Source organism: Streptomyces sp. NPDC050528 (assembly GCF_044457795.1).
Taxonomy (GTDB): Bacteria; Actinomycetota; Actinomycetes; order Streptomycetales; family Streptomycetaceae; genus Streptomyces.
On record NZ_JBITHH010000013.1, the window covers coordinates 86,815 to 112,235 of the forward strand.

25 protein-coding genes and 1 pseudogene are annotated in these 25,421 nt (G+C 70.2%); 11 read left to right on the plus strand and 15 right to left on the minus strand.

Annotation, left to right across the window (positions count from 1 at the left end; translation table 11 throughout):
• Positions 1 to 19: 19 nt before the first annotated feature.
• Positions 20 to 535, minus strand: coding sequence for an FAD-dependent oxidoreductase (locus tag ACIBK4_RS37685; protein WP_399002373.1), 516 nt, complete (start codon positions 533 to 535; stop codon positions 20 to 22).
• Between the two features lie 62 nt (positions 536 to 597).
• Positions 598 to 759: pseudogene (locus ACIBK4_RS37690) on the minus strand (MFS transporter); the annotation flags it as partial.
• Positions 760 to 937: 178 nt separating this feature from the next.
• On the opposite strand from ACIBK4_RS37690, the gene ACIBK4_RS37695 reads away from it, so the two are divergent.
• Entirely contained in the window at positions 938 to 1,576 is a 639-nt protein-coding gene (locus tag ACIBK4_RS37695; RefSeq protein WP_399002375.1) for an arsenate reductase ArsC, read from the plus strand.
• A 107-nt stretch (positions 1,577 to 1,683) separates the two neighbouring features.
• Here the strand turns inward: ACIBK4_RS37695 and ACIBK4_RS37700 are convergent, their stop codons facing one another.
• From ACIBK4_RS37700 to ACIBK4_RS37720, 5 genes are all read right to left on the minus strand, one after another.
• Complete coding sequence (locus ACIBK4_RS37700) at positions 1,684 to 3,135, minus strand: hypothetical protein (RefSeq protein WP_399002377.1); 1,452 nt, start codon at positions 3,133 to 3,135, stop codon at positions 1,684 to 1,686.
• Positions 3,135 to 4,625, minus strand: a complete 1,491-nt coding sequence (locus ACIBK4_RS37705) for a DUF4365 domain-containing protein (RefSeq protein ID WP_399002379.1) — start codon at positions 4,623 to 4,625, stop codon at positions 3,135 to 3,137. The genes ACIBK4_RS37700 and ACIBK4_RS37705 overlap by 1 nt, the downstream gene beginning before the upstream one ends.
• A gap of 234 nt (positions 4,626 to 4,859) precedes the next feature.
• Positions 4,860 to 5,801: a hypothetical protein gene (locus ACIBK4_RS37710; RefSeq protein ID WP_399002381.1), complete on the minus strand. Its 942-nt coding sequence runs from the start codon at positions 5,799 to 5,801 to the stop codon at positions 4,860 to 4,862.
• A 27-nt stretch (positions 5,802 to 5,828) separates the two neighbouring features.
• Entirely contained in the window at positions 5,829 to 6,629 is an 801-nt protein-coding gene (locus ACIBK4_RS37715; protein ID WP_399002383.1) for a hypothetical protein, read from the minus strand.
• Between the two features lie 342 nt (positions 6,630 to 6,971).
• On the minus strand, positions 6,972 to 7,784 hold the full coding sequence (locus tag ACIBK4_RS37720; RefSeq protein ID WP_399002385.1) for a DUF2637 domain-containing protein: 813 nt from the start codon (positions 7,782 to 7,784) through the stop codon (positions 6,972 to 6,974).
• Between the two features lie 465 nt (positions 7,785 to 8,249).
• Here ACIBK4_RS37720 and dhaK point away from each other — a divergent pair, with 465 nt between their 5' ends.
• The 3 genes from dhaK to ACIBK4_RS37735 are packed head-to-tail and all read left to right on the plus strand — an operon-like array spanning position 8,250 to position 10,306.
• Positions 8,250 to 9,242, plus strand: a complete 993-nt coding sequence (dhaK, locus tag ACIBK4_RS37725; RefSeq protein ID WP_399002387.1) for a dihydroxyacetone kinase subunit DhaK — start codon at positions 8,250 to 8,252, stop codon at positions 9,240 to 9,242.
• 46 nt (positions 9,243 to 9,288) lie between these two features.
• A complete protein-coding gene (dhaL, locus tag ACIBK4_RS37730) occupies positions 9,289 to 9,903 on the plus strand; it encodes a dihydroxyacetone kinase subunit DhaL (protein WP_399002389.1) in 615 nt (204 codons plus the stop codon).
• Entirely contained in the window at positions 9,896 to 10,306 is a 411-nt protein-coding gene (locus ACIBK4_RS37735) for a PTS-dependent dihydroxyacetone kinase phosphotransferase subunit DhaM (RefSeq protein WP_399002391.1), read from the plus strand. Before dhaL ends, ACIBK4_RS37735 begins: the two co-directional genes overlap by 8 nt.
• A gap of 318 nt (positions 10,307 to 10,624) precedes the next feature.
• Here ACIBK4_RS37735 and ACIBK4_RS37740 read toward each other — a convergent pair whose 3' ends face one another.
• Positions 10,625 to 11,275, minus strand: coding sequence for a TetR/AcrR family transcriptional regulator (locus tag ACIBK4_RS37740; protein WP_399002393.1), 651 nt, complete (start codon positions 11,273 to 11,275; stop codon positions 10,625 to 10,627).
• A gap of 151 nt (positions 11,276 to 11,426) precedes the next feature.
• Between ACIBK4_RS37740 and ACIBK4_RS37745 the strand changes: the two genes are divergently transcribed.
• Positions 11,427 to 12,188 (plus strand): SDR family NAD(P)-dependent oxidoreductase, encoded by a 762-nt coding sequence (locus tag ACIBK4_RS37745; RefSeq protein WP_399002395.1) that lies wholly within the window; start codon positions 11,427 to 11,429, stop codon positions 12,186 to 12,188.
• Positions 12,189 to 12,215: 27 nt separating this feature from the next.
• Here ACIBK4_RS37745 and ACIBK4_RS37750 read toward each other — a convergent pair whose 3' ends face one another.
• Positions 12,216 to 12,920, minus strand: a complete 705-nt coding sequence (locus ACIBK4_RS37750) for a glycoside hydrolase family 75 protein (RefSeq protein ID WP_399002397.1) — start codon at positions 12,918 to 12,920, stop codon at positions 12,216 to 12,218.
• A 414-nt stretch (positions 12,921 to 13,334) separates the two neighbouring features.
• Between ACIBK4_RS37750 and ACIBK4_RS37755 the strand changes: the two genes are divergently transcribed.
• The 3 genes from ACIBK4_RS37755 to ACIBK4_RS37765 all read left to right on the plus strand — a co-directional run bounded on the left by ACIBK4_RS37755 (position 13,335) and on the right by ACIBK4_RS37765 (position 16,552).
• On the plus strand, positions 13,335 to 14,291 hold the full coding sequence (locus ACIBK4_RS37755; protein ID WP_399002925.1) for a fibronectin type III domain-containing protein: 957 nt from the start codon (positions 13,335 to 13,337) through the stop codon (positions 14,289 to 14,291).
• 855 nt (positions 14,292 to 15,146) lie between these two features.
• Positions 15,147 to 15,749, plus strand: a complete 603-nt coding sequence (locus ACIBK4_RS37760) for a hypothetical protein (protein ID WP_399002399.1) — start codon at positions 15,147 to 15,149, stop codon at positions 15,747 to 15,749.
• 257 nt (positions 15,750 to 16,006) lie between these two features.
• The gene (locus ACIBK4_RS37765; protein ID WP_366430376.1) at positions 16,007 to 16,552 is read left to right on the plus strand and encodes a hypothetical protein; all 546 of its coding nucleotides are present in this window, start codon (positions 16,007 to 16,009) and stop codon (positions 16,550 to 16,552) included.
• A 74-nt stretch (positions 16,553 to 16,626) separates the two neighbouring features.
• On the opposite strand, the gene ACIBK4_RS37770 is transcribed toward ACIBK4_RS37765, so the two are convergent.
• The gene (locus ACIBK4_RS37770; protein WP_399002402.1) at positions 16,627 to 17,583 is read right to left on the minus strand and encodes an alpha/beta fold hydrolase; all 957 of its coding nucleotides are present in this window, start codon (positions 17,581 to 17,583) and stop codon (positions 16,627 to 16,629) included.
• Positions 17,584 to 17,728: 145 nt separating this feature from the next.
• Between ACIBK4_RS37770 and ACIBK4_RS37775 the strand changes: the two genes are divergently transcribed.
• The gene (locus ACIBK4_RS37775; protein WP_399002404.1) at positions 17,729 to 18,370 is read left to right on the plus strand and encodes a TetR/AcrR family transcriptional regulator; all 642 of its coding nucleotides are present in this window, start codon (positions 17,729 to 17,731) and stop codon (positions 18,368 to 18,370) included.
• On the opposite strand, the gene ACIBK4_RS37780 is transcribed toward ACIBK4_RS37775, so the two are convergent.
• The gene (locus tag ACIBK4_RS37780) at positions 18,333 to 18,869 is read right to left on the minus strand and encodes a PadR family transcriptional regulator (RefSeq protein ID WP_366430373.1); all 537 of its coding nucleotides are present in this window, start codon (positions 18,867 to 18,869) and stop codon (positions 18,333 to 18,335) included. The genes ACIBK4_RS37775 and ACIBK4_RS37780 overlap by 38 nt on opposite strands.
• Positions 18,870 to 18,899: 30 nt before the next feature.
• Positions 18,900 to 20,915, minus strand: a complete 2,016-nt coding sequence (locus tag ACIBK4_RS37785; RefSeq protein WP_399002406.1) for an FAD-dependent oxidoreductase — start codon at positions 20,913 to 20,915, stop codon at positions 18,900 to 18,902.
• 218 nt (positions 20,916 to 21,133) lie between these two features.
• Here ACIBK4_RS37785 and ACIBK4_RS37790 point away from each other — a divergent pair, with 218 nt between their 5' ends.
• A complete protein-coding gene (locus tag ACIBK4_RS37790) occupies positions 21,134 to 21,889 on the plus strand; it encodes a hypothetical protein (protein WP_399002408.1) in 756 nt (251 codons plus the stop codon).
• Between the two features lie 328 nt (positions 21,890 to 22,217).
• Here ACIBK4_RS37790 and ACIBK4_RS37795 read toward each other — a convergent pair whose 3' ends face one another.
• Positions 22,218 to 23,018, minus strand: a complete 801-nt coding sequence (locus ACIBK4_RS37795; RefSeq protein ID WP_399002410.1) for a putative protein N(5)-glutamine methyltransferase — start codon at positions 23,016 to 23,018, stop codon at positions 22,218 to 22,220.
• Positions 23,019 to 23,306: 288 nt separating this feature from the next.
• On the opposite strand from ACIBK4_RS37795, the gene ACIBK4_RS37800 reads away from it, so the two are divergent.
• A complete protein-coding gene (locus tag ACIBK4_RS37800) occupies positions 23,307 to 23,708 on the plus strand; it encodes a MarR family winged helix-turn-helix transcriptional regulator (protein WP_399002927.1) in 402 nt (133 codons plus the stop codon).
• A gap of 48 nt (positions 23,709 to 23,756) precedes the next feature.
• Here the strand turns inward: ACIBK4_RS37800 and ACIBK4_RS37805 are convergent, their stop codons facing one another.
• Both ACIBK4_RS37805 and ACIBK4_RS37810 read right to left on the minus strand, forming a co-directional pair.
• Positions 23,757 to 24,479 carry a GNAT family N-acetyltransferase gene (locus ACIBK4_RS37805; RefSeq protein WP_399002412.1) on the minus strand — a complete coding sequence of 241 codons (723 nt, stop codon included), beginning with the start codon at positions 24,477 to 24,479 and terminating at the stop codon, positions 23,757 to 23,759.
• Positions 24,476 to 25,402, minus strand: coding sequence for an NADP-dependent oxidoreductase (locus ACIBK4_RS37810; protein WP_399002414.1), 927 nt, complete (start codon positions 25,400 to 25,402; stop codon positions 24,476 to 24,478). The genes ACIBK4_RS37805 and ACIBK4_RS37810 overlap by 4 nt, the downstream gene beginning before the upstream one ends.
• Positions 25,403 to 25,421: the final 19 nt, after the last annotated feature.

Sequence of the window (25,421 nt, forward strand, 5' to 3'; positions counted from 1 at the left end):
CGCCCGAGCAATGGCGTGACTATTCGGGCAGAGGCAGGTGCCCGATCACCTTCTGGCCGACGAACGCGGACATACGCAGGGCGTGGTAGGCGTAGTCGCGCATGGCCTGCTCGTATCCGGCGATGCCGGCGAGGAGCGGCTTGTCGCCGGAGGCGACGGCGAGGAGCTGACCGCCCAGGGTGTGCGCGTCGCGCAGTGCGGTGTTGGCGCCGATGCCCAGGGCGGGGCTCATGGCATGGACGGCGTCGCCCATGACGGTGATGGTGGACGGTTCCCAGGCGTCCACGGGTACGCAGCTGCGGCACTTGAGGGCTTGCACGGTAGCGGTGTCCCACAGCCGGACGGTGTCGACCAGGGCCGGGTGCCAGCCGGCGCCGGGGTAGTACGCCTTGTGGTCGTCGGGGCGGCTCGCGGTGGTCGCCGGTGTCCAGCCCCGTCCGGCGTCGGCGGCTTCGTGGTCGCGCAGGCCGGTGCGGGGCGTCAGCGGGCGCCCAGCATCCGGCGCTGTACGTCGAGGTGGTGCTCGTTCATCCACGCCTGCGCGGCGATCTGGACCGCGTCCCAGGGTGAGCCCAGGGGCGGGGTGTAGGAGAGGTCGGCCAGGGTGTTGGGCATGAGCATCGCGCCGAAGAGACCTTGCACGGCGCGGAAGGCGATGACGCCCTCGACCGAGCCGGCGAGGCCGATCGCCACGGACTCGACGGTGAATCCGACGACGCCGACGAGGTAGAGCGTGCGGCGCCCGAAGCGGTCGCCGAGAGCGCGGTGGCGACGGACGAGATCATCGCCCAGATACCGACCGCCATGCCGAACTCGCCTGTTCCGGCGAGTCCGGCGGGCTCGGTGGCCCAGTGGGAAGGGGGAGCCAGTTGACCCGACGGCCAGCCGGTCGATCCGGTTGGCGAGGTCACTCAAGGCGGCGGCGAATGCTTCGTCGGTGCCAGTGCGGGTGGGGTCGGGGACCGACCAGTGCAGACCCGCCGCCACCCACCTGCGCCGCCAGTTCGACGGCACCTTCGGCGAGGAGACCATCGAGCGGTTCCTGCACTCCAGCTACGACCAGTTCGCCAACCGCAGCACCATCCCCAACTACCTCCCGCTCCTCGCCGAACGCTTCGCCCGCCAGCGACTGCACGCCCTGGCCAAGGTCGAAGGCCACATCACCGACGGCAAGCCCGTCGTCCTCTTCCTCTGCGTCCACAACGCCGGCCGCAGCCAGATGGCCCTCGGCTTCTTCCAACACCTCGCCGGCGACGGCGCCGTGGCCTGGTCCGGAGGCTCCGAACCAGGCAACGAAATCAACCCGTCGGCGATCGACGCGATGAGCGAGCGCGGCATCGACATCTCCCGCGAGTTCACCAAGCCCTGGACCGAGGAGATCGTCCGCGCCGCCGATGTCGTCGTCACCATGGGCTGCGGCGACGCCTGCCCGGTCTTCCCCGGCAAGCGTTACCTCGACTGGACCCTGGACGACCCCGCGGGCCAGTCCGTCGACGACGTCCGCCCCATCCGGGACGAGATCGAGCGCCGGGTCCGCGGGCTGCTTGACGACCTCGGTGTAGCGGCACAGCACTGACCTCGGACACGGGGACAGCGGCCTGCCCACGGCTCGAAGTTCTCCCGATCCCGGCCTCAAGGCGTGCCTGCCTGGGACGGCGGACAGCGAAGCACCCAAGCGGCTGACTACATGTAGTGGGCGTAGCGGGTGGCGACGGCTTGGTCGGGCGGGCAAAAGCGCAGGACGGATTTAACCTGGTTGGCCGTCCGCAAGGTGACGGGGAGTCGTCCGTCCAACCGGGTCTGATTCCAGTTCATCTTGGTCAAGGCAAGGACTTCGGCGGCAAGTTCACGGGGGTTGCGGGTGGGAGTCACGGGCCTGATGCCGATCGGGTGCGGAACGTACATGCCTGGGTAGGTCCGGTAGAACTCGATGCTGCCGGTGGCGTACAGCGCGAGTTCGCGTGCGCCGAGAGCAACGAGGGTGCCGCGCAGGGGCGGTGCGTCGCCGGGACGGTAGACCGCGGCTCCCTCGCTGCTGGTGATCCAGCTCATCTCCAGCGTGTCGATGAACCGTTCGTCCGCAGCGTCCTGGAAGCCGCCGGCCTCATCGACGGTGAAGGCCGAGGTCTTGTGCAGCACGATGCGGGCGGGTGCGGTGTGGTGTTCGCGCCGGTATGCGTCCAGGGCGTGCAGCAGGAGGGCTTGTGCGTCGGCGCGGGCCAGCTGGGGCTGGCGGTCGGTGCGGCTGATCCGCGCCGGTCCTCCGCGCACGATCACCCCGTCCCCGCGCTCGTTGAAGACCTGCGCAACGGAGGTGCTCAGAGAACCGTCGTCGTCGCTGCGGTAGAAGGCCACGCCGACGTAGCAGGTCGTGAGGTCAGCGGGATTGCGCAGGAGGCGCCATGGGACTCCACCGGCCTTGTAGTAGAGGGCGACGTGCAGGTTCCAGGCTCGGCTGGCCTCGTCCTGGCGGCTGTGGCCCTCGGGAGGCCGGGTGGCTTCGTCCCAGGTACTGCGGCGGATGATCTGGATGGGCTGGCGCAGGTGCAGCAGCCGGGCTTTGAGCAGGTCGTGGAAGTTTGCGAACTGGGCCGGGGCCGGCTCGTCGGGCGTGCCCTGGACTGGAAGGTCGCTGAATTCGTTCAAGTGGCGGGCCGATCGGGCGGCGGTGTCGATGAGTTGCTCGGGTCTGGCGACCAGGAGTACGTCGACGCGGTTCTCGTCAGCCAGTGTCCTGATCTCTTCCGCGTAGATGCTCACGGCCTTGACCAGGGCTGCCGGTTGATCAGCGGTCTCGATGGCGCGCAGGTCGCGGCTGCTGATCACCCGCGTGTTGCGGTCGCTGAAGACCAGGGTGGTGTGCAGGCCACGGTCCGTGTCACAGCCGGGGAACTCGGGAAACAGATGCGGGTACTTCTCGTCCTTGGCCGCGAGGGGCTCCCGGCAGCGCTCCAGCCATCGGCGCAGCCCGTCGAGTTGGTCCGCGGGACCGACCAGACCGACGCGGATCGCCCGAGGGGCGTCAGCAGCACCGAGATCTGCGGGGCCGTAGTTCGTGATCCCGAATCGCGGATCGATGTGTCGGGCCGCTCCGCCGAATTCCAGTTCAGGTTCGTCAAGGATCACCGAGTGCATCACCGGCCTCGCCTCTCGCTGTTCGCCCGTCCCTGACGTGGTGTCCGCAGTCCTGCGGACCTGGCCTTGCTTCCGGGGTTTCTTCGTCGGGGAACGCCGGTGTCGTCATCGCCGGCTTGCAGGAGGCCGAGAAGGTCCTGAGCATCCGTGTCCGCGACAGCCAGAGCTGCGTCCAGACTTTCCTGCCCCGCAGCAGCCGATTCCTGGTCATCCTCAGGCGCAGCCCCGGAGGGCGCAGGCCCCCAAAATCGGTCGTCGATACCGCGGTCGACCGTCATGGTGGCGAGTTCCCCGAATTGCACGGGCCGTGCTGCGGTGAACAGATCGGCGTCCTGGCGTAGGTAGTTGGCCCACATGCGGGTCCAGCCCCTGACCGCCGGGTGCCGGTCGAGGCGTTTGATCCCTGCAAGGAGTCGGTCGGCGTAAGGGTGCTCCGTGTACCCGTCGGTGGTGAAGCAGTAGTCCGGTTCCAACTGGCAGTACCAGACTCCGTCCAGGCGACGGAATCTGGAGCGCAGCGCCGCGTGGTGGTAGTAACCGACGCGCTGCGGGTCGGACTTGGAGATGTGCGGAGCAAACACGGCCCGACCGCGTGATCCGGGGCCCCTGCCGGCCTTGCGGGCTTGCAGGTTGGAGGTCGCGCGAAAGTGCATGTGCTTGCGGTCCTTGTGCCAGCGCAGGTCTCGATAGGAGTCCTGAACGGTCCGGGAGAGCAGATCAGCGAAGCGGTGCTGGGTGTCGAGGTCGTCGCTGTCCGCCCACTCCCTGGTCTCGTGCCGCTCGGGATCTCCGTCGCAGAGCACCCGCAGAGGTGAGTCCCGCAGGTCGTGGAAGGACAGGATCAGTTTGTCCCTCAGGATCCAGCCGGACTCGCGCTGCCCCTGCGCCTCCAATGCAGCACCGGCCGCGCGGTAGCTGGTGAAGGGTGTAGAGGCCAGATACACGGTCGGCGGCATCTCGTTGACAGGTAGCAGGTTCGTCGTCAGCACTTCGGTGATCGGCGCGGGCCGCAGATACAGGCCCGTCGTCCGTGGCATGGCCAGGTGCAACAGTGCCTGGGCTGCGTCGCGGTCGAACCGCTGAGTGTGTTTGTCGATTTCCACGCGCCGAGCAGCACGGCTGACAGCGTCCGGGAACGCCGCCCGGACCTCCACCCACCACGCCTCGTGGCTCTCAGGGTGGGAAAACACCAGGATGACCGGCGAGTTGCCGGACAGCCAGTGATCAAGATCGCGCTGGTCGCAGACGTAGTGGAAGCCGTCGTCCGTCTCTCCGGAGAAGCGCCGGTCCTGCGCTTTGCTCTGGACCAGCAGGGTCAGGTTCAGCACGGCTTGACTGTCGGGGTCGACCAGATCGATGTGCCCGTCGATGCCGTGATCGACACGCCGGGGATGGAAGAGGTGGCCCATCTCCAAGCAGCGCCGTTCGATCAGGGCGATGCCCTTCTCGCCGATGAACGTCTGGCGCGTCACGGTCTTGCGATCAGCCATCGCCCTACCCTTCTCGCTGGACACGGCACGGCGACATTTAGCCAACCGAGGTGCTCATTCAGGGTATGTGGCACCACTGACAGTCGGTCTTGGCCGCATCCTGCGCCCCGCTGATGAGCAGCCGAAGCGAATGCGTGTCCAACTGCTCAACGGATCGAGTCCCAGGCCATCGCCCAGGCAGTTCCGTTCCGGGCGATCACGCCAATGCCGAAGCGTCCTTTGTGGTCGCCGTTCTCAGTTCTCGGCCATGGAGCCTTTGACCCGCTCCAACTCGTCGGGGGACAGTGGTCGTCCCCACAAGGCCAGCGTCCATTGCCAGTTGCCGTCCTGCCAGCGGTGGACGAAGGCTTGTGGGTCCGCGACCCAGCCGGGCTCGAAGGGCGCGGTGTCCGGCTGCTGCCTGATGAGCACCGCCATGGCGGGCGTCTCTTGCGGTGCCCCGTCGTTGTACAGGTCGATCGCGAGTGCGCCGGTGGCGAGGTCGCCGTCGAACACGTGCGGTTCGAAGTGGTCGCGGCCGCCGGGCCAGAAGGCCGGAATGGGCAGCGCCTTTTTGCGGTAGTGCGCGGCGAGTTCGTCGCGCCGGCGCTGGTGGGCTTCTTCCTCCTCTGCCATGGCATCGCTCCATTGGAAGCGGCTGTCCGGCAGCTCTCCGGGAAACTCCAGTTCCGACAGCTCTTCCCGGTAGCCGGCCTCTTTGACCTCGGCCGCCAGGAGGATGCCGGTCCGGGCATCGACGACTACGTGCAAGGGGTGGGGGACGGAAGGAGTGGTCAGAGTGACCGCCCAGGCATCCCGTCCGTCGTGGCGTACCGCCGTCGGCTCGCCCTGGTTCGTCGCCGCTGTCAGCGCCGAACCGGGCACGGGGGCGATCAGACGGGCCGGCTCGGGGACCAGGTCCCACGGGAAGTCCGCACCGAACTCAAGCCCGCGCACCGCATCTTCCTCGCGGGGATCCTCATCCGGTTCCCGCACGTCGAGGGAGATGTCTCCATTGCCGTGGTCGAGGAACCAGTCGTTGGGCGGACGGTGCGCGAAGCGTGTGGAGGTACGAACCACGCTGGCGGGAGGCCAGCCACGTCCGTTGTCACGCCGGGGCTGGATCGAGGTGTGAAGGCCCACTACGGCGGGCTTGGGCGAGCGGGTCAGCAGGTCCCGCAGCTCGGTCCAGTTCACTGTCTCTGTCCTCCGCCGTACACCGGCTCAACTGCCGTCGCCGGTACTGTGGCACAGCTTCGTGGTCGTGTTGGTCACGCAGACGTCCCAGCCGCGGAACTTCTCTCCGGACTTCCCATCGTCGCCGACCGCGTGCGAACCGTCCGCGAAGGTCACGAACATATTGATCATGGGGAACCTGGTCACCACAGCCGTACGGCCGAAGTTCTTCACGATGTGCTGGTTGTTCACGGCGACGCCGGAACCATGGCCCTGCGCTCCGTCGCTCTTCCACGTCGAACAGGTCTCGTCCGAGGCGTTGGGGATGTTGACACCGCACTCGTAGAGGTAGTCCATGTGGAACTGGGACGGCCCCGTCCAGCGGCTGCCGTAGAAGGTGATCTCCCAGTACTTCGACGTTCGCCCGCGCACGTACTCCTTGATGGCGACCTTGACCTGCTGAACGGGGCGACACCCGTTGGAATCGCAGTTGGCTTCGATGGCGTACACGTCCGCCGACTTGTACACGTAGTCCGTGCTGCGCGAGCCCTTGCGCAGCTTGTAGCCATCAGGCGTATCAGCCTGCGGCGCCACGACACCACCGCCCGCCAACTGCCGTTGTACGGCGCCCGGAAGCCGCGACACGGGTGTGACCTCGCCTTCCGGCAAAGGCTGATCGGAGAAGTAGCCCACGGTCTTGTTGTCCCCGGCCAAAGGCTCGTAGGAGAAGTAGCCGACCTTCGTGCCCGGGGAATCCTGAGGCTTCGTGGTGTCTGCCGAAGCGGCGCCTGCAAGACCGACGGCAACCGCAGCCACCACAACTGCGACACGTACCTGCCTGAACACCATCACGTCCCCCTGGACACTTCACGCCATCGGTCGCCGACTCCCGGTCGTGGAGATGGCGAAGGATCTACCGAGCGTGCCATAGCCGGTTCACAGCTCGCACACGACGCGCCCGGCACATCACACACGCGCATCGCGGCCGGAGCCGCAGGGCAACATTCCACTCGTACTAGGGGCGGTGCCACGACGCTGTCCCGCTCGGCACAATCCTGCCGTCAAAGGAGACCGCCCCATTCGTCCGCATCAAGCACGGCTGAGTCGCTGGTCGACTCTGGTGGCGACGAGACCGGGTTCACCCCAACCAGCGCAAGCAGCTGGCCCCCTCGCCATCGCACGGCCAAGGACCTACTGGTGAGTTCCCTGCGTCCGCTCAGGCCCGGGTCTCTCCGTGGCCATCCCGAGGCTGCGGCCACCCCGCACAAGAGCCGCCAACTGCCGCGATCGCCTGGCTCCAACTCTCAACTCCTTCCGCAGAGTTTCGGCCGACGCGGGGCGCTGGTGAAGCTCCCGATGCCGGGCATCAAGCAGCCGAGCCTGCACCAGCAACGGGTCGTCGTCATCATGCAGCCGCTTGATCTTCGCCTGCCCCCTTCGCCCTCCCCGCTCCCCTTGAAAACCATCTGGGCGGTGCACCAGCAACTCCACCGACAACAGCAGTGCCACCGGAGGCCACCCGGCGACCAACACCGGCTTCCACTCCAAAGCCGGGGCCGCCGCAACGTTCGCAGCCAGGGAGACCGCGATACCCAGAAGGAACGCCGACCACACCGCGCCTCGGGCGCGGCGAGTGTGGGCCCCGGAAGGCTTCAGCAAGCCGACCGTGGCCAAGAGCAGAAGGCCGTCCACGGACAGCGGCCACAACGAGGCGCTGACCGTGTCCGCCCCACCCTGCAACGCGAACTCCCGCTGGTGAACATATGAGGCGTAGGCCGCGACCCCGGCAACCACCAGGGCACACAGAGGACGGATCCACGCATCGAGATCGACGCCTCGGCTCCCGGTCATTCCCTCCCGGGAGTCGGTGACATCACTCATCAGACCCACCGCCGGAACAGCATCCCAGTGCACAACGCGTGCACACTTCCACGGGAACTTCCGGGAACTCGCAGGTAGAAGCGGGAAGCCCCCAGACACGGAAAAGGGCCCCGACCAAGCCATAAGACCAGGTCAGAGCCCTGCCGACAGACGAGCCGAGCTGTACGCCGGGTTCTGCCCCTGGGCTCACCGCATAGCCCGAGTGGTTCAAGCGGTTTGTTCCTGAACCTCACGGCAGAACTCCTCCCCCTCACTGACGCATCGAGTCGACACGTACCGCCCATCATTGCGACCTGCCGCAGAGCGGAGCCGGCAGAACAGTCCCAGACACCCCATGAGCGTCCCAGCCCGTGACCTTCACTGCTGCAAGGTCGATACTTGCCGCAAGGGCACCCCAGCCACCCTCGTCCGACCAACTCCAGAGACCTGACACCCCATCACCAAAGTCAGCATTAAGTCAGCATCAGCCCCGCCAGAACCCGCTTCCGACCGCCATGAACCGCCAAGATCGATGACCGACACAACCCCTCTCTGACCAGCAAAGGCGCAGGTCAGGGGCACATCTGCTAGCGTTGCCAGGAGGAACCGATGAGGATGCTGATCAACGTCGCGGAGACCGTGGTCACGGACGCGCTGCGCGGCATGGCCGCCGCCCACCCCGAGTTGACCGTGGACGTCGAGAACCGGGTGATCGTACGGCGGGACGCCCCCGTGGCCGGGCAGGTGGGGCTGGTTTCCGGTGGGGGGTCGGGGCATGAGCCGTTGCACGGGGGGTTTGTCGGGCCGGGGATGTTGTCGGCGGCCTGTCCTGGTGAGGTGTTCACCTCGCCGGTGCCCGATCAGATGGTGCGGGCCGCGGCCGCTGTGGACAGTGGGGCCGGGGTTCTTTTCATCGTGAAGAACTACACCGGCGACGTCCTCAACTTCGACATGGCGGCCGAGCTCGCCGAGGACGAGGGCATCCGGACCGCCAAGGTGCTGGTCAATGACGATGTGGCCGTCACCGACAGCCTCTACACCGCGGGGCGGCGCGGCACCGGCGCGACGCTCTTCGTGGAGAAGATCGCCGGGGCCGCGGCGGCCGAGGGGCAGCCGTTGGACCAGGTGACGGCGATCGCCCGGCAGGTCAACGAGAACTCGCGCAGTTTCGGTGTCGCGCTGAGCGCCTGCACCACCCCGGCCAAGGGCAGCCCCACCTTCGATCTGCCGCCGGGTGAGCTGGAGTTGGGCGTCGGTATCCACGGCGAGCCGGGCCGGGAACGGCGGCCGATGATGACCTCCGGCGAGATCGCCGACTTCTCCGTCCACGCGATCCTCGAAGACATGTCGCCGCGCAACCCGGTCCTGCTCCTGGTCAACGGCATGGGCGCGACCCCGCTCCTGGAGCTCTACGGCTTCAACGCCGAGGTCCACCGTGTGCTCGCCGAGCGCGGGGTCGCCGTCGCCCGCACACTGGTCGGCAACTACGTCACGTCCCTCGACATGGCGGGTGCCTCGGTCACCCTGTGCCAGATCGACGAGGAACTGCTGCGGCTGTGGGACGCGCCGGTGAAGACGCCGGGGCTGCGCTGGGGCATGTGACCCGACGGCGTATCCGGCCAACTCGCCCACCACGCAAGGAGATCCCGTGCTCGACGCCGACTTCTTCCGCCGTTGGATGACGGCGACCGCCGCCTCCGTCGCCCGCGAGGCGGAACGGCTCACCGACCTCGACTCCCCCATCGGCGACGCCGACCACGGCGCGAACCTGCAGCGCGGGTTCACCGCGGTGACGGCCGCCCTGGAGAAGGAGGCGCCGGACACCCCGGGCGCCGTCCTCATCCTCGCCGGCCGCACGCTCATCTCGACGGTCGGCGGCGCGTCGGGCCCGCTCTACGGCACGCTGCTGCGCCGTACCGGCAAGGCGCTCGGGGACGCGGCCGAGGTGAGCGAGGAGGAGTTCGCCCTCGCGCTGCGCACCGGAGTCGAGGCGGTCATGACCCTCGGCGGGGCCGCGCCCGGCGACAAGACCATGATCGACGCGCTCGTCCCGGCACTCGACGCGCTCCCGGACGGCTTCGCCGCGGCACGGGCCGCCGCCGAGGAGGGCGCCGTGGCCACCACCCCCTTGCAGGCCCACAAGGGCCGGGCGAGCTACCTCGGGGAGCGGAGCATCGGGCACCAGGATCCGGGCGCCACCTCCTCGGCACTGCTGATCGCCGCGCTCCAGGAAGCCGCGACCACGGAGGCCACCGGTGAGTGACGAGAAGCTCGTGGGGATCGTGCTGGTGTCCCACAGCGCCGAAGTCGCCGCCTCCGTGGCCGAGTTGGCGCGCGGGCTGTCCGGCTCGGGCACCTCAGTACCGCTCGCTGCCGCCGGCGGTACCGAGGGCGGTGGGCTCGGCACCAGTTCCGAACTCATCGCCGCGGCGGCCGCGTCCGTCGACCGTGGCGCCGGGGTCGCCGTCCTCACCGACCTCGGCAGCGCCGTACTCACCGTGAAGGCCCTCCTCGCCGAAGGCGACGAACTCCCGACCGGCACCCGCCTGGTGGACGCCCCGTTCGTCGAGGGCGCGGTGGCCGCGGTCGTCACGGCGTCGACGGGAGCGGACCTGGACGCGGTGGAGGCGGCGGCTGCGGAGGCGTACAGCTATCGGAAGGTGTGAGGCAGGGCGTAGCGGAAGTCGCCGAGCGGACGGCGTGCGGCGCGATAAGGGAGCCAACCCGTGTCCGGCGCTCGGCGCTCGGCGGCAGCCATGGGCCGGTCACCCCGGCCAAACCCACCAGCCTGACTCATAGGCCGACACTGCTGGCCCGAGCCCCGCACCGAACCGCCCGGCCGCGCTCCACCCACCGACACCGCCTGACCAAGCACGCCGGTACTCCCGGGCCAAGCCGCAGTCGCGCCCGCCCTCGCCCCGGTCCTGCCCCGCCCCGCCCCGAGGCACCCCGAGGCACCCCAAGTCCCACACCCCCTACGGCACCTAAGAAACCCCCTCCGCCGCAATCACCAACGCCGAGCGCAGCGTCTCCGCCACTTCCGCTTCCCCCACCGCCAGGTCCTCCGCAGTACCCGTCACGGACTCGCCCACACTCCACGCGAACCGCTCCACCGCCGCGCGCAACGCCGCATTGAGCATCGCCGCCTGGATCATGGGCCGCAGGTCGTCGTGCGGTAGGCCGGCCCGGTCGGCCAGGGCTCGGGCGAACGCCGGTTCTGCCTCGTCGTAGGTCTGGAGCCAGATCGCGCGCAGGCCCGGTTCGGTGCGGGTTAGGCGGACCAGGGCGCTGCCGGTGGCGCCGTCGGGGCCGGTGGCGGCGAGGAGGCCGGTCGCGAGGGTCGGGTCGAAGAGTTCGGAGAGGGGGTGGCCCGGCTGCCACTCCCGCAGGCGGGCGGCGATCACATCGATACCCGCCGAGAAGAGCGGTCGTACGCAACTCTCCTTGCTCGGGAAGTAACGCCACACCGTGCGGGCGGAGACGCCGACCGCCTGGCCGATCTGTTCGCCGGTGGTCGCCGCGACGCCCTGGGCCACGAACAGCTCCACCGCGGCCCGGGCGATCTCCAGGCGGATCTCGGCCTTGCGTGCCTCGGTGAGAGGCGGTCGTCCCGTGCGTCCGCTGGATGCGGTCATCAGTTCCCCTCCGACTGCGGTCGTGACCTCCGGGGATTCTCCACCATGACTTTATGTCACTCGACGACATTAAGTCGTATGGTGGGGAGACCCCGGGCGGCGCAGAGCCCTCGCGCTGCGGAGCCCCTCGCACCCAGGACAGGAGCAACCCATGACCAGTGGACTCGACGGACGCGGCGTCATCGTCACCGGAGCGGGCTCGGGCATCGGCCGTGCCGCCGCTCTGGCCTTCGCCGCGGAGGGCGCCAAGGTTCTGGTGGCCGATCTGAACGCCGACGGCGCCGACGCGACCGTCAAGGAGATCGAGCAGGCGGGCGGCACCGCCGTCGCGGTCACCGGCGACCTGAGCGAGCAGGCGGTCGTCGACGAGGTGGCGGCGACCGCCGTGGAACGGTTCGGCGGGATCGACGTGCTCGTGAACAACGCCGGGATCATGGACCGCATGTCGGCACTGGCGGACGTGGACGACGCGGAGTGGGAGCGCGTCATCCGGGTCAACCTGACCGCTCCCTTCCTGCTCACCCGAGCCGTGCTGCCGCACATGCTGGCGGCGGGCCGGGGCGCGATCGTGAACACCGCGTCCGAGGCGGGCCTGCGGGGCAGCGCGGCGGGCGCCGCCTACACGGCCTCGAAGCACGGGGTGGTCGGCCTGACCAAGAACCTCGCGGTGATGTACCGCAAGCAGGGCATCCGCGCGAACGCCATCGCCCCGGGCGGCACGGCGACCAACATCTCTGTGGACGCCGACCGCGAGGCGCTCGGCCCGGCGGCGCTCGGCCCGCACTTCGTCAATGTCGGCCGCCTGGCGCAGCCCGAGGAACAGGCCGCCGCCATCGTGTTCCTCGCCTCGGACGCGGCGAGCAACATCAACGGCGTGATCCTGCCCGTCGACGACGGCTGGTCGGCGGTCTGACGGCCCCGCACTGCCCGGACGCGGGGTTCAGTCGGCGGCCACGAAGAGCCGCGCCAGCCGTTGCCCGGTCTCCACGGCCGCCGCATGATCCTCGATCGGCTTCACCTGCGAGTCTTTGAACACGATGTAGGTGACCCCGGCGTCCGTCCCGCCCCCGCGCGGGTCGGTGCGGATGCCGAGGCCCTTGGCCGTGGCGTACGACGCCTCGCCGATGATGTCGTGCGGCCCGACGTCTCCTACGACGGCGTACTGCACCCGGTCCCGGTAGACGACGGCGGCGACGGAACCGCCGCGGACGCCGTGGTCCCGGTGGTTCCAGAGGGCGCTGGCGGCGGGGACCACGATGTACGGGAGCCGTTCGGCGTTCAGATAGCGGCCGTCGGACTGCTGGTACGCCGTCATGGAGGAGAAGAGCGGGTCGGTGCGCGCGTTGCAGCGGGCGCCCGCCTGACCGTCGCAGTCGATGTCCAGGTCGGCCTTCCAGTAGACGGCCTCCTTGGTGCCGCAGACCGGGATCGTCGCGCGCTCCCCGTCGTCACTGCGGTACCGGCCGCGCGAGACGGGCACGCAGTCACGCACCTTGGCGAGCAGATCGGCGGCGCGGACGTCGCCCTCGCGCAGCGCCACCGGCCCCGCCTGCGGGCGGACGTACGCGACGGGTGTGGCGGGCAGCGTGGTCGGGGCGAGCAGGGCGGCGCCGGCCGCGGCCAGCGTCAGCGACTGGACACGCACGATAGGGACCCTCTCCTGGGGGATCTGACGGACACTCAGCCCACCCTGGTACCGGCCCGATCGAGCCGCCACCGGTAGGGGGCCGGACGGTGCACGCCCAAACTCCCGACGGGGGCCGGGGACCTGAGCCCGTGTCGGCTCCGGTCACCCGGCCGCCCGCGCCGGCGCGGGATCAGCGACGACAGCGGTCCGCGCCACCGGCATGAACTGCCCACCAACAGGGGCGAGTTCAGCCGTGAGGACTTCAGCATACGTAATGCCCCTGACCGGTCGGCGGCGGCGCCCCTCTTGATGCGGTCGCACCAGCCGGGCCATATTGGTCCGGACCTTTACCGTCGGCTGGTGCCCACGCAATGCCGGGGAGGCAGAATCGTGCGACGCGTCCGTGCCGCCTCAGCTCTCCCCCGTACGGCGATGGTCTGCGCCGCGCTCCTCCTGCTCACGTCCTGCGGCACGGGCGACGAGGAAGACGGCCACGCTCCTGGCGCCCCGGCCGGAGTCACGGCCGCGGCCGGCAGCGCGACCAGCGTGCACGTCATGTGGGACGCGGTGACGGCGAACCCGGCCGTCGGCACCTACGAGATATATCGGGGCGCTACGAAGGTGAAGGAAGTGGCGGGTTCCGAGCACATGGTGGACGTCACCAGGCTCCGACCCGCCACCGTCTACTCCTTCACGGTGCGGGCCAGGGACACCGACGGCCGCCTGGGCCCACGCAGCCGGGAGGTCCGGGCGAAGACACCGGTCGCCGTCGCGGCGGACCACTCGGCACCCACCCGCCCGGGCGCACCGCAGGGCCGCGTCATCGGCAGCCGAGCGGTCCAGCTCTCCTGGAGCGCCTCGAAGGACGACCGAGGCGTGGTGTCGTACGACGTCTATCAGGGCGGCGCGAAGATCCACAGCGTGGGCGGAGCCCAAACGGCGACCGTGGTCACGGGGCTGCGGCCGAGCACGCGGTACTCCTTCACCGTGCGAGCGCGTGACGCCGCCGACAATCTCTCGCCGGCGAGCACAGCCGTTCCGCTGACCACCGCGCCAGGCACCGACGACGGAAGCGGCACGGCCCCCACGGACTTCCGCGCGACGACGCACAAGGGCGACGACGGGGCGTACTACATCGACCTGTCCTGGGTACCGCCACGCACGGACGGGTTGGTCCCGGAGTACCAGATCCACCTCGACGGACAGCCGGCCACCTCCCTGGTCTGGGGCGGGAGCGCACCGCGCGATCACGCGAAGTACAGCTTCTACGTCGGCCGGGATGCCAGGGTCAGCCATCGGGTGCGGCTGAGGGCGCGGTTGCCGGACGGTACGTGGGGTGGGTTCTCGGCGGAGCGGACCGTGACGACGGGCGAGGCAGCCACGCCGTAGGTTGCATCACGGTTTCCCCAAGAGTCGTCTACCGGTTTTTCTCCCGCTTTAGCCTTGCAACTGGGGATCTAACGGGATGTTCAACCTGTACGAGGACGAACGCAGTTGAGCGGGGGACTGCTGGTGTTCGATGATCAATGTTCGAGCCAGCCTGAGAAGGACGCCGAGCTCGGTCATGCGACCGTCATTCACGCACTCATGGGCGCCGAGGTCTCCAGCGAGCGGACGATCGGCCGACTCTCCGCAGCGCTGCCCGGGTCCGACCGCCTCGCGTTCGTGACCCGCAGCGGGCGATTACGCGTGATGTCCCTGGCCGCAAGCGGCGGCGGCGCGATCGTCCGGCGTCTCACCTTCTCACCGCCCGGACGCGCGACTGGACCCGCAGCATGGACAAGCGCGTACCGGTGCTCTTCCCCGACGGGACCGGACGGCGGACGGCTCCTCAGTCGGACGACTGCCCCGGACCGGTGCTTCACCGCCGTGGCCGCACCCGACGGAGCGTGGCCGGCCGACTTCACCGAGGGCGCGGTGACCTTCCCGGGCGGTACCCACGGCCCGGCGATGAAGTGCGCCGTAGACCCCCGGGGGACATGGGTCGCGGTCAGGTGTGATGGGCCACGGCGACGGCAGTGCCATCGTTCAGAAGGGGCCGGGTGAGCACATGGAACCAGGCCACCGGCATGCTCCACCGCAGCCGGCTCCCCTGCGGTGCCCAGGTCTCCTCGTGCCGTCTCAGTCCTGATGGCGCCACTGGCGTCCCCCCACGCGCCGCATCGCATGACCACGCAAGAACAGCACGGGATCGGGGAACTGATGAATGACTGGTACTGGCAACAGTCGGACGAGGACCGGAGGATGGCGATTGCCGCGGGAGACCGGCTGGCCGACGGACTGAGTTCGGGCTGGCGGCCGCCGGAGATGCGGGCGCCGTTCCACCTGGGGCCGAACGAGAGCTGCTACAGCCAGGAGAACACCCAGGTCCTCCAGTACCTGGAGGGCGACGGGATGTACACGCACACCTCCGCCTCCGGATCGGGCGCCATCGGTATCGCCCTGGTCGTGGGCAGCATGATCGGCAACCACGCCCGTCGTCAGCGGGCGGCGTCGGAGGCCGCACCGCGCTTCCGCGTTGTCGACGGCGGCCGCATGTACCTCACGAATCGCCGGTTCTCGGTGCAGGGGCAACACCAGTGGATCGATCTGTGGTTCGAGGACATCCGGATGTCCAGCTGTGACGGGGCCTCGGTGTACCTCACCATGGGGAGCATTCCCGCGGTCGCCCTGCGCGTCTGGCCCGCTCCGTACCACTTCGCCCTGTTCCGCTGGCTGGCCCACGGCGAGATCGTCCGCTCGTCGGGGTCTGTCCCACCGGCGCAGCCCATTCCACCGGCGCAGCCCGTCCCACCGGCGCAGCCCTGGCTGCCTCCCGTCCTGGGCCCCGACAGCGGCGAGGTGTGAACCGGCGGACGGTGAGCGCGTTCTCGGGCTGCGCGCAGTGGGCAGCCCGCCACGGGATCCTCCGGTCCGGCGCCGCCGCCCACCCCTGACAGGGCATCACCCCTGCGCCGGACGAAGGAATCCGTCACCTGCCCGGTCCCCGTCCGCGTGCGGGACCGCCCGGGAACACGTTGGCTTCCTTGGAGGCAGCACGGCCGTTTCCCGATCCCGGCGGCGCAAGGGATGTTCCGCCAACCGTGCCGCCGGAGGGCAGTTCCATGCGCACTTTTCAGCTACTACTCCGCTCCGGCCTGACCGTGACAGCCGCCGCCGCTCTCCCCCTCGCCCTGACCGCCGGAACCGCCGGCGCGGCGTCCGGGATCTCCGTGAGCACGACCGGGACCACGGTCTCGGTCACAACCAGCGCGTGCTCCCAGAACCGGACCACCGGCGTCTGGGGCACCGGCTCACTCCTCACCAGCAGCCAGGGGAGCTTCGCCGAGGGACGGAAGGCGACCCTGGCGGGCACAACCGTCAGCCAGTCCACCGCCTGGACCAACGTCACCCCGGGCACCTACACCATCATCGTCATGTGCCAGAACGCCAGCACACCCGCGGGCACCCAGTCCGTGATCGTGTCCAAGGCAACCACCCCCACGGTCACCGCCACGGCCTCCCCCACACGCGGTGTCATGGGCGGCCTCGGCGGCGCCACCAAGGACTACGGCCCCCTCACCCTGGCGGCGGGCGGAGGCCTGGTCGGAGTCGGCGTCATCGCGACGGCCTGGTTCCTGCGCAGGCGCGCGAAGCCGTACCGCCTCTGATCGTCCACGCTCAGGAGGGGCCTCCCCATCGGCGGCCCCTCCTCCATGTCACCGCACCGCCGCGGGCAACTCGGTCAGGCGCCCGAGGCCGCGCCCGGCGGGTCGACGTCATCCACGTCCACGTCGTCCATGAAGCTCAGCATCTTGGCGTCGAGCAGCTCCGGGTGGTCGATCGCGGGACCGTGCCCGGTGTCGGTGATGACCTCGACGCGGGCCCCGGGGACCAGGCGGGGCACCCGCTCCCGTTGGCGTTCGGGGTGCACCAGCAGGCTGCGCTTGCCGAGGACGAGGTAGAGCGGGGTACGGATGGTCCCCAACTCCCCCTCGGTCAGGGGCAACGGCGCGGGACGGCGTATCCGGAAGGCGCGGACGCTCGCCCTGACCATCGCGCGCAGCTCGGGTACGACGAGGACCGGCTGTTCCAACCACGCGGCGAGGCGAGGGCGCAGCGCCTTGGGGGCGAACGTCGCGAAGAGGCTGATGAAGATCCAGGTGTAGAAGCGCAGGCCCACCTTCTCCAGGCCGCCGGGGTCGAGCAGGGTGACCGAGGCGAGCCGGCCCGGTCGGCGGTGCGCCTGGTTGAGCGCCAACCAGCCGCCGTAGGAGGAACCGACGAGGTGGACCCGGTCGAGGCCGAGCCCGTCGAGTGCCTCGTCGAGCCACTGGGCCGCGCGTTCGGGCTGCCACATCGGTTCGCGCTGGACGCTGCGTCCGGGGTCGCCGGGGGTGTCGAGCGCGTACACGGGGCGTTCGGCGCTGAGCCCGGGGGTGTTGGGGTACCACTGGGCGGAGCAGCCCCCGGAACCGTGGATCAGCACGACCGGCGTGCGGGACTCGGCCGCGGGGTCCACGGGGCCGTACCGATAGACATGCGTCGTCCCGAAACCCGTCTCCACGTCCGTCTCGAACCGGGCCGGCGCGCCCATGGCGTAGAGGGCGTCACACGCGGCGAAGTACCGGTCGCGCAAGGCGTCGTTCACATACCGGCCGACATCGCGACGCGGGCCGGCCAGGGCGGTGTTCGCTGGCACCGAGGGCACCTCCGGGAGATCCGTTCTTCGTGATACGACCGTACCATGATGATGATACGGCGGTACCATAAAGGCCACCGAGGCCAGGAAGGGGTTCCGGGGACCTGCACCCCGAACCCACCAACGACGGGCGGAGACACGACCCATGCCGAAGCGCGTGGACCACGACGAGCGGCGCACCCAGATCGCCGAGGCCCTCATCCGCGTGGCCGGCCGACGCGGACTGCACGCCGTCGGCATGCGAGACGTGGCAGCCGAGGCCGAGGTGTCCCTTCGGCTGGTGCAGTACTACTTCCAGACCAAGGAGAAGCTGCTCTTCTACGGCCTCCAGCACCTGACCGACCGCTTCACCGCACGCGTCGACGCCCGCCTCCGCGACACCGGAGGAACCCCGGGCCCCCGCGCGACCGTCGAGGCGCTGCTCCTGGCCTCGCTCCCGACCGACGAGGAGTCCCGTACCTTCCACCTCCTCTACACCTCGTACGCGATCCTCTCCGTGACCGACAAGGCACTCGCCGCCGAGCCCTTCGTCGACCGGCCCGACGCCGCCGAGAACGCCCTGACCGACCTCCTCCGCCAGGCGCAGGAAGCCGGTCTGACGGACCGCGAGGTCGACACCCGCAGGGAGGCGATCAGCCTCCTGGCCATGACCGCGGCCATGGGAACGAGCATCCTCGTGGGCCAGCGGACAGCGGAGTCGGCGATGGGGGTGCTGCACCACCACCTCGACCGGATCTTCACGGCCAGTCCTACGGCAGCTCGGCGAACTCCTCGATCGCGTGGGTGAGCCACTGCGTCCAGAAGGTCTCCAGGTCGATGCCGGCGCGCAGCACGAGGTGCTGGAGCCTGTCCTGGGCGCTGTCCCGGCCGGGCGGGAAGTCGCGCTTCTCGATCTCCTCGTACTCCGCCAACTGCCGCTGGTGCAGGGCGAGATGGCGGCGCAGGTCGTCCTCGATGCCGTCCGTGCCGACGACCGCCGCCGCGCGCAGCCGCAGCAGCATCACGTCGCGGTGCGGCTTGGGGTCCTGGGAGGACGCGGTCCAGCGGGCCAGTTCGGCGCGGCCCGCGGGCAGGACCTCGTAGCGCTTCTTCTGGCCGCGGGCGGGTTGTTCGGACGCGAGCGCCCTGATCTGACCCTCGGCCTCCAGTTTTCCCAGCTCGCGATAGATCTGCTGGTGCGTCGCCGACCAGAAGTAACCGATCGACCGGTCGAAGCGCCGGGTCAGTTCGAGACCTGAGGACGGCTTCTCCAGAAGGGCGGTGAGGATCGCGTGCGGGAGTGACATGGAGGTCATCCTAGGGACGGGCCCCGGGCCTCAGAGGGCGGCCGCGACCTCGGTGCCCTGCTTGATGGCGCGCTTGGCGTCGAGTTCGGCGGCCACGTCGGCGCCGCCGATGAGGTGGACGGTGCGGCCGGCGGCGGTCAACTCGTCGTAGAGGTTGCGGCGCGGGTCCTGGCCCGTGCACAGGACGACCGTGTCGACCTCCAGGACGGTGGAGCGGCCGTCGACGGTGACGTGCAGTCCGGCGTCGTCGATCAGGTCGTACTGGACCCCCGGGACCATGGTGACGCCCCGGTGCTTGAGTTCGGTGCGGTGGATCCAGCCCGTGGTCTTGCCGAGGCCGGCGCCGACCTTGGTCGCCTTGCGCTGGAGGAGGTGGACGCTGCGGGGCGGGGCGGGGCGCTCGGGGGCGGTGAGGCCGCCGGGGGCCGCGTAGTCCATGTCGACGCCCCAGGCGCGGAAGTACGTCGCCGGGTCCTCGCTCGCCTTGTCGCCGCCGTCCGTGAGGAACTCGGCGACGTCGAAGCCGATGCCGCCCGCACCGAGAATCGCGACGCGGTCGCCGACGGGAACACGGTCGCGCAGGACGTCGAGGTAACCGACGACGCTGGGGTGGTCGACGCCGGGGATGTCGGGGGTGCGCGGGCTGACGCCGGTGGCGACGACGACCTCGTCGTAGGCGCTCAAGTCCCCTGCCGCCACAGGCGTGTTGAGGCGCACGTCGACCTCGTGCTCGTCGAGCCGCGTGCGGAAGTAGCGCAGCGTCTCGTCGAACTCCTGCTTGCCCGGGACCTGTCGGGCGACGTTGAGCTGTCCGCCGATCTCGCTCGCGGCGTCGTACAACGTCACCTCGTGACCGCGTTCGGCGGCCGAGACCGCGCACGCCAGACCGGCCGGGCCCGCACCCACCACCGCGACGCGTTTGCGCAACCGCGTCGGTGCGAGGACGAGTTGGGTCTCGTGGCAGGCGCGCGGGTTGACCAGGCAGGAGGTGATCTTGCCGCTGAACGTGTGGTCGAGGCAGGCCTGGTTGCAGCCGATGCAGGTATTGATCGCGTCGGAACGGCCGGCCGCGGCCTTGGCGACGAAGTCCGGGTCGGCGAGCATCGGGCGGGCCATCGACACCATGTCGGCGAACCCGTCGGCGAGCAACTGCTCGGCGATCTCAGGGGTGTTGATGCGGTTCGTGGTGACGAGCGGGATCGAGACCGCGCCCATCAGCTTCTTGGTCACCCAGGTGTACGCCCCGCGCGGCACCGAGGTCGCGATGGTCGGGATGCGGGCCTCGTGCCAGCCGATGCCGGTGTTGATGATGGTCGCCCCGGCGGCCTCAACCGCCTTGGCCAGCCTGATGACTTCGTCGAGCGTGGAGCCGCCCGGCACCAGGTCCAGCATCGACAGCCGGTAGACGATGATGAAGTCCTCGCCGACCGCCTCGCGCACCCGGCGCACGATCTCGACGGGGAAGCGCATCCGGTTCTCGTACGAGCCGCCCCAGCGGTCGTCGCGGTGGTTGGTCTGTACGGCGATGAACTCGTTGATGAGGTAGCCCTCGGAGCCCATGATCTCGACGCCGTCGTACCCGGCCTGCCGGGCGAGGCGGGCCGCGCGGACGTAGTCCTCGATGGTCTGCTCGACCTCGTCGTCCGTGAGCGCGCGGGGCGGGAAGGGGCTGATCGGCGCCTGGAGGGCGCTCGGCGCGACGAGGTCCTGGTGGTAGGCGTAGCGCCCGAAGTGCAGGATCTGCATCGCGATCCGCCCGCCCTCGCGGTGCACGGCGGCGGTGATCTCGCTGTGCTGCGCGGCCTCGGCGTCGGTGGTGAGCTTGGCGCCGCCCTCGTAGGGCCGGCCCGCCTCGTTGGGTGCGATGCCACCGGTGACGATCAGGCCGACTCCGCCACGCGCGCGTGCGGCGTAGAACTCCGCCATGCGCTCGAAACCGCGCTCGGCTTCTTCCAGGCCGACGTGCATGGAGCCCATGAGGACGCGGTTGGGCAACGTGGTGAAGCCCAGGTCGAGCGGGTTCAGCAGGTGCGGGTAACGGCTCATCGGGCCCTCCATGCGCGGTGTCGTGCCTCTGTTGTAGAGGACGGGGAGGCGATTATGCAACTAGTTGCATAAAGGCCGATGGAGGAGAGCTGAGAGTGAGACGGGTCCACGGGCCCGGGATTCACAGGGATTTATTACCGGTTCTTTATCGGCCGCCCCGGAGAATCACAGACAGGCGTGCCGGTGGGATGCCGCGCGCGGGGCCTAGGGAGCGAGCCGTGACGCACGATCCTGAGCACGAAGCCGACGACAGTTCGGCGGCAGTACCTCCGATGCCCGACCACGCGCCCGAGTGGGAGGTCCTCACGGGCCCCGGCGGAGCGGAGCGCGAGCCCGTAGGCATCGACCGGCTGTGGCACCGGCGTTCGCGACGGGCCCGCGCGGTGATCGCCGTGGCCACCGTGGGCATACTGGCGCTCGGCGGGACCGTCGCCTACGCGGCGACCTCGGGAGGTTCGGGCGACAACGCCGTACCGGCCGCCGCCGGGACCCCGTCGGGACTCCCGTCGCCCGGCGGACCCGGCTTCCGGCACGGCGGGGGCTTCGGCCTCGGCGGCGCCGCCGTCCACGGCGAGGCCACGGTCAAGGACAGCACCACCGGCAAGTGGGTCGTCCGCATCTGGCAGCGCGGAACGGTCACGAAGGTCGACGGCGACCAGATCACCGTCAAGAGCGACGACGGCACGTCATGGACGTGGACGGTGGGCTCCGACGCCACACCCAAGGGCACCGCAGCTCTCAAAAAGGGCGAGACGGCTTCCCTGACCGGCACCCGCTCCGACACCGGCACCCGCACGGCCGACCGAGCCTTCAAGGGCATCATCGACCGCAAGGGCCCGGGCGCCGACCGCGTCGGACCGGGCGCCCGAGGCCCGTGGGGCCGCGGCGACCAAGGCCCGAACGCCTCACCCAATCCGTCCAACGGCGCCCCGAGCCCCGCGCCCAGCCCATCCGGCGGCGGCGCTACAACCTGATCGGGCTCGCCCTGTCGCCGACGCCGCACCGGCGACAGGGCTTCTCCACGCGCACAGTCGACCGCGAGGGCCCCAGAGGCGGCCCGAGCGACCGCGCCCCGAGCCCGGCGCTCAGCCCATCCGACAGGGGCGCTACAACCTGGCCGACATCCGAACCGCCAGCCGAGCTTTCATCGGCACCTTCGACCACAAAGGTCCCGGCGACGGACGGGACAGACCGGGCAGCCGAGGCCCCGGCCCCCTGGGGACGCGGCGACCACAGCCCAAGCGCCGCAGCCAGCCCGCCCGCCCGCATCCCGAGCCCCACACCCCAACCCCGCCCGCGGCATTACGCCCCAACCGCCCCCACCCTCACCCCCCTGACCCCGATCACAACATTCGCGTACAACTCCTCGGAGTAAGCCGACCGCGTCTCCAACCCGGCGCTCGTGAACGCCCTTACCGCTGAAGGGAGTTGACGTTCGCTCGTCTCGACAAGAAGGCAACCGCCGGGCGCCAGCCAGCCGGGCACCCCCGTGGCGACCTCGCGGAGTATGTCGAGGCCGTCGGTGCCGCCGTCGAGGGCGACCAGGGGTTCGTGGTCGCGGGCCTCGGCGGGGAGCAGGCCGACCTCGTTCGTGGGGACGTACGGCACATTGGCTGCGAGGATGTCGACGTGGCCGCGCAACGTGGCGGGCAGCGCCGTGAACAGGTCGCCCGTGTGGACATGGCCGCCGTAGGGCGCGATATTGCGGCCGGCGCAGCGCGTGGCGGTGGGGTCGATGTCGGCGGCGTGCAGTTCGACCCCGTCGAGAGCCGCGGCCAGCGCCGCACCGACCGCGCCGGAGCCGCAGCACAGGTCCACGACGACGGACGCGTCCGGGGCCTGCGCGAGGGCCTGTTCGACGAGGAACTCGGTGCGGCGGCGGGGCACGAACACGCCGGGTTCCACGGCAATGCGCAGACCGCGGAACTCGGCCCAGCCGACGACGTGTTCAAGGGGCAGCCCCGTGACGCGGCGGTCCACCATCACGGCGAGTTCGTCCGGGGTGCGCGCGGCCGAGAGGATCAGTCGCGCCTCGTCCTCGGCGAAGACACAGCCCGCCGCACGGAGCGCGGCGACGACGGAGGCGGGGGAAAGAGAGGGCATGAAAGCCGAGGGCCTTTCGGGAGGTAACCGAAGGGCGCTCTCGCGGTCACCTACTGGCGGCGATCCGCGTTGTCCTGAGATGAGAGCACCCGACCTGACACAGCGGAAATGGGACTCACCTCCCGGGAGTTCAGGGCCGCGACCGTCCGCGACCGGGAAGAAACACTACCCCAAGCACCGAGCCCGCGAGGGGCCGGTCACCCCGCTGAGTTGTACTCTGCAACAACCAGGACAGCGAGGGAGATCCCAGTGCGAGCGGACCAGGCCGTGGAGACCATCCAGCGCGAGATGACGATCTTCGCCCGGCGCGCCCGGGCCTCGGCGGGCCGTCTGCACCCCGAGCTGTCCCTGGTGTCGTACACCTTGCTCAGTCACCTGGAGGAGCGCGACGGCCGCCGGGCCACCGACCTCGCCGCGCACTACGCCCTCGACAAGTCCACGGTCAGCCGTCAGGTCGCCGCGCTGGAACGCGCCGACCTCATCGAACGCCGCCTCGATCCCGAGGACCACCGCGTCCAGGTCCTGCACCTCACCGACGCCGGCCGCCGGATCTTCGCCCAGGTCACCGAGAACCGCCAGGCCGCCTTCCGGGAGCGGCTCGCGGACTGGCCGGAGGAGGACCTGACGCGGTTCGCCGGCTATCTGGAGCGCTACAACGCATGGCCGGGCGAAGCCACGGCCGACGACTGACGGCCGCCCCTCCCATCGGTTCCACGACAGGTTCTACGACACCCCGTTCTACGACACCCCCACGGCCCGCGTCTGGGTCAGGTGCTCGGGCGCCCGCGCCAAGAGGAACGCGGTGGTCCGGCGCAGCCGGAAACCCAGGGACTCGTACAGCCGGATGGCATTGGTGTTGCCCGCGCCGGTGTGCAGGAACGGGGTCTCGCCACGTTCACGGATGCCGTGCGCGACGGCCAGGATCAGGCGGCTCGCAAGGCCCTCGCCGCGGACGGCCGGGTCGGTGCAGACGGCGCTGATCTCGGTCCAGCCGGGGGGATGGAGCCGTTCGCCGGCCATGGCGACGAGGGCGCCGCCTCGGCGGATACCGAGGTAGGTGCCGAGTTCGACGGTGCGGGGCAGGAAGGGGCCGGGCCGGGTCCGTTCCACCAGGTCGAGCATCTCGGGGACGTCGGCGGGGCCGAGGAGGACCGCCTCCGGGTCCGGCCCCGCGGCCAGCCCGTCGTCGACCATCTGCACGCCGTCCATGTCGAGGGTTATCTCCCAGTCGTCCGGGACCTGCCCCCGGAAACCGAAGAGCGCGATCTCGGCGCCGGGTCCGGCGAGCGCGGCCACATCCGCCCAGTCCTCGACGTCGGGCTCGTCGGGCAGGGCCAGCCACGGGGTCACGTCGACCGGGTAGCGCAGGACCCGGCCGCGCCGCTCCGCGAAGTGGGCGTGCGGGCCGGTGAGGGCGCCACGGGCGGGGTTGTCGAGGACACGTTCGTCGGACGTGCTCATGCGGCGACCTCGATCACGATCTTGCCGCGGGCGTGACCCTCCTCGACGGTGCGCAGGGCCTCGTCGGCCTGGTCGAGCGGGAAGGTCCGCGTCACGTGCGGGTCCAGCTTGCCGTCGACCACGAGTTCCGCGAGCGCGTCGAGGACGGCGGAGTTGCGGGCCCGCTCGACCCGGGCGCCGCCGAGCTTCTCGACCTCGGGGGCCGGGGCACCGGCGGTGACCAGTTTCGTGGGGTCGGTGAGGAGGGTCGCGGCCTCGGCGAGCACCTCACCGCCGACGAGGTCGTAGGCGCCGTCGACGCCGTCGGGCGCGACGGCCCGTACCCGTGCGGCCAGGTCGGGTCCGGAGGGGACGTGCACCGCGCCCAGCGACTCCACGAAGTCCTTCTTGCCCTCGCTCGCCACACCCACGGCACGCAGGCCCAGCGCGCGGGCGATCTGCAGGGCCGCGGAACCGACACCGCCGCCCGCGCCGGTGACCAGCACGGTCGCGCCGGCGGGCAGGGCGAGCTGGCGGATGCCGTCGTACGCGGTCGCGGCGGCGACGGGCAGGGTTGCGGCGTCCGTGAACGACAGCTCGGCGGGCTTCTGGGCGGTGACCGCGACGGTCAGCAGGGCGTACTCGGCGTATCCGCCGGCCACCGTGCTGCCGAACACCTCGTCGCCGACGGCGAACCCGTCGACTCCGGCACCGATCTCCCGTACGACTCCGGACACCTCCTGGCCGAAGACCGCGGGGAACGCGCGCGAGCCGGTCTCGCCGGGCCGCCGGTAGCCGTTGCGCTGCTTCCAGTCGACCGGGTTCACCCCGGCCGCGCGCACCGCGACGAGGACTTCACCGGGGCCGGGGCTCGGCCGGTCCACCTCGACGAGCGCCTCGGTCTCGGGTCCCCCGTAACGCGTGAACACGTACGCCTTCGGCATCTGCTTCCTCACTCTCCCT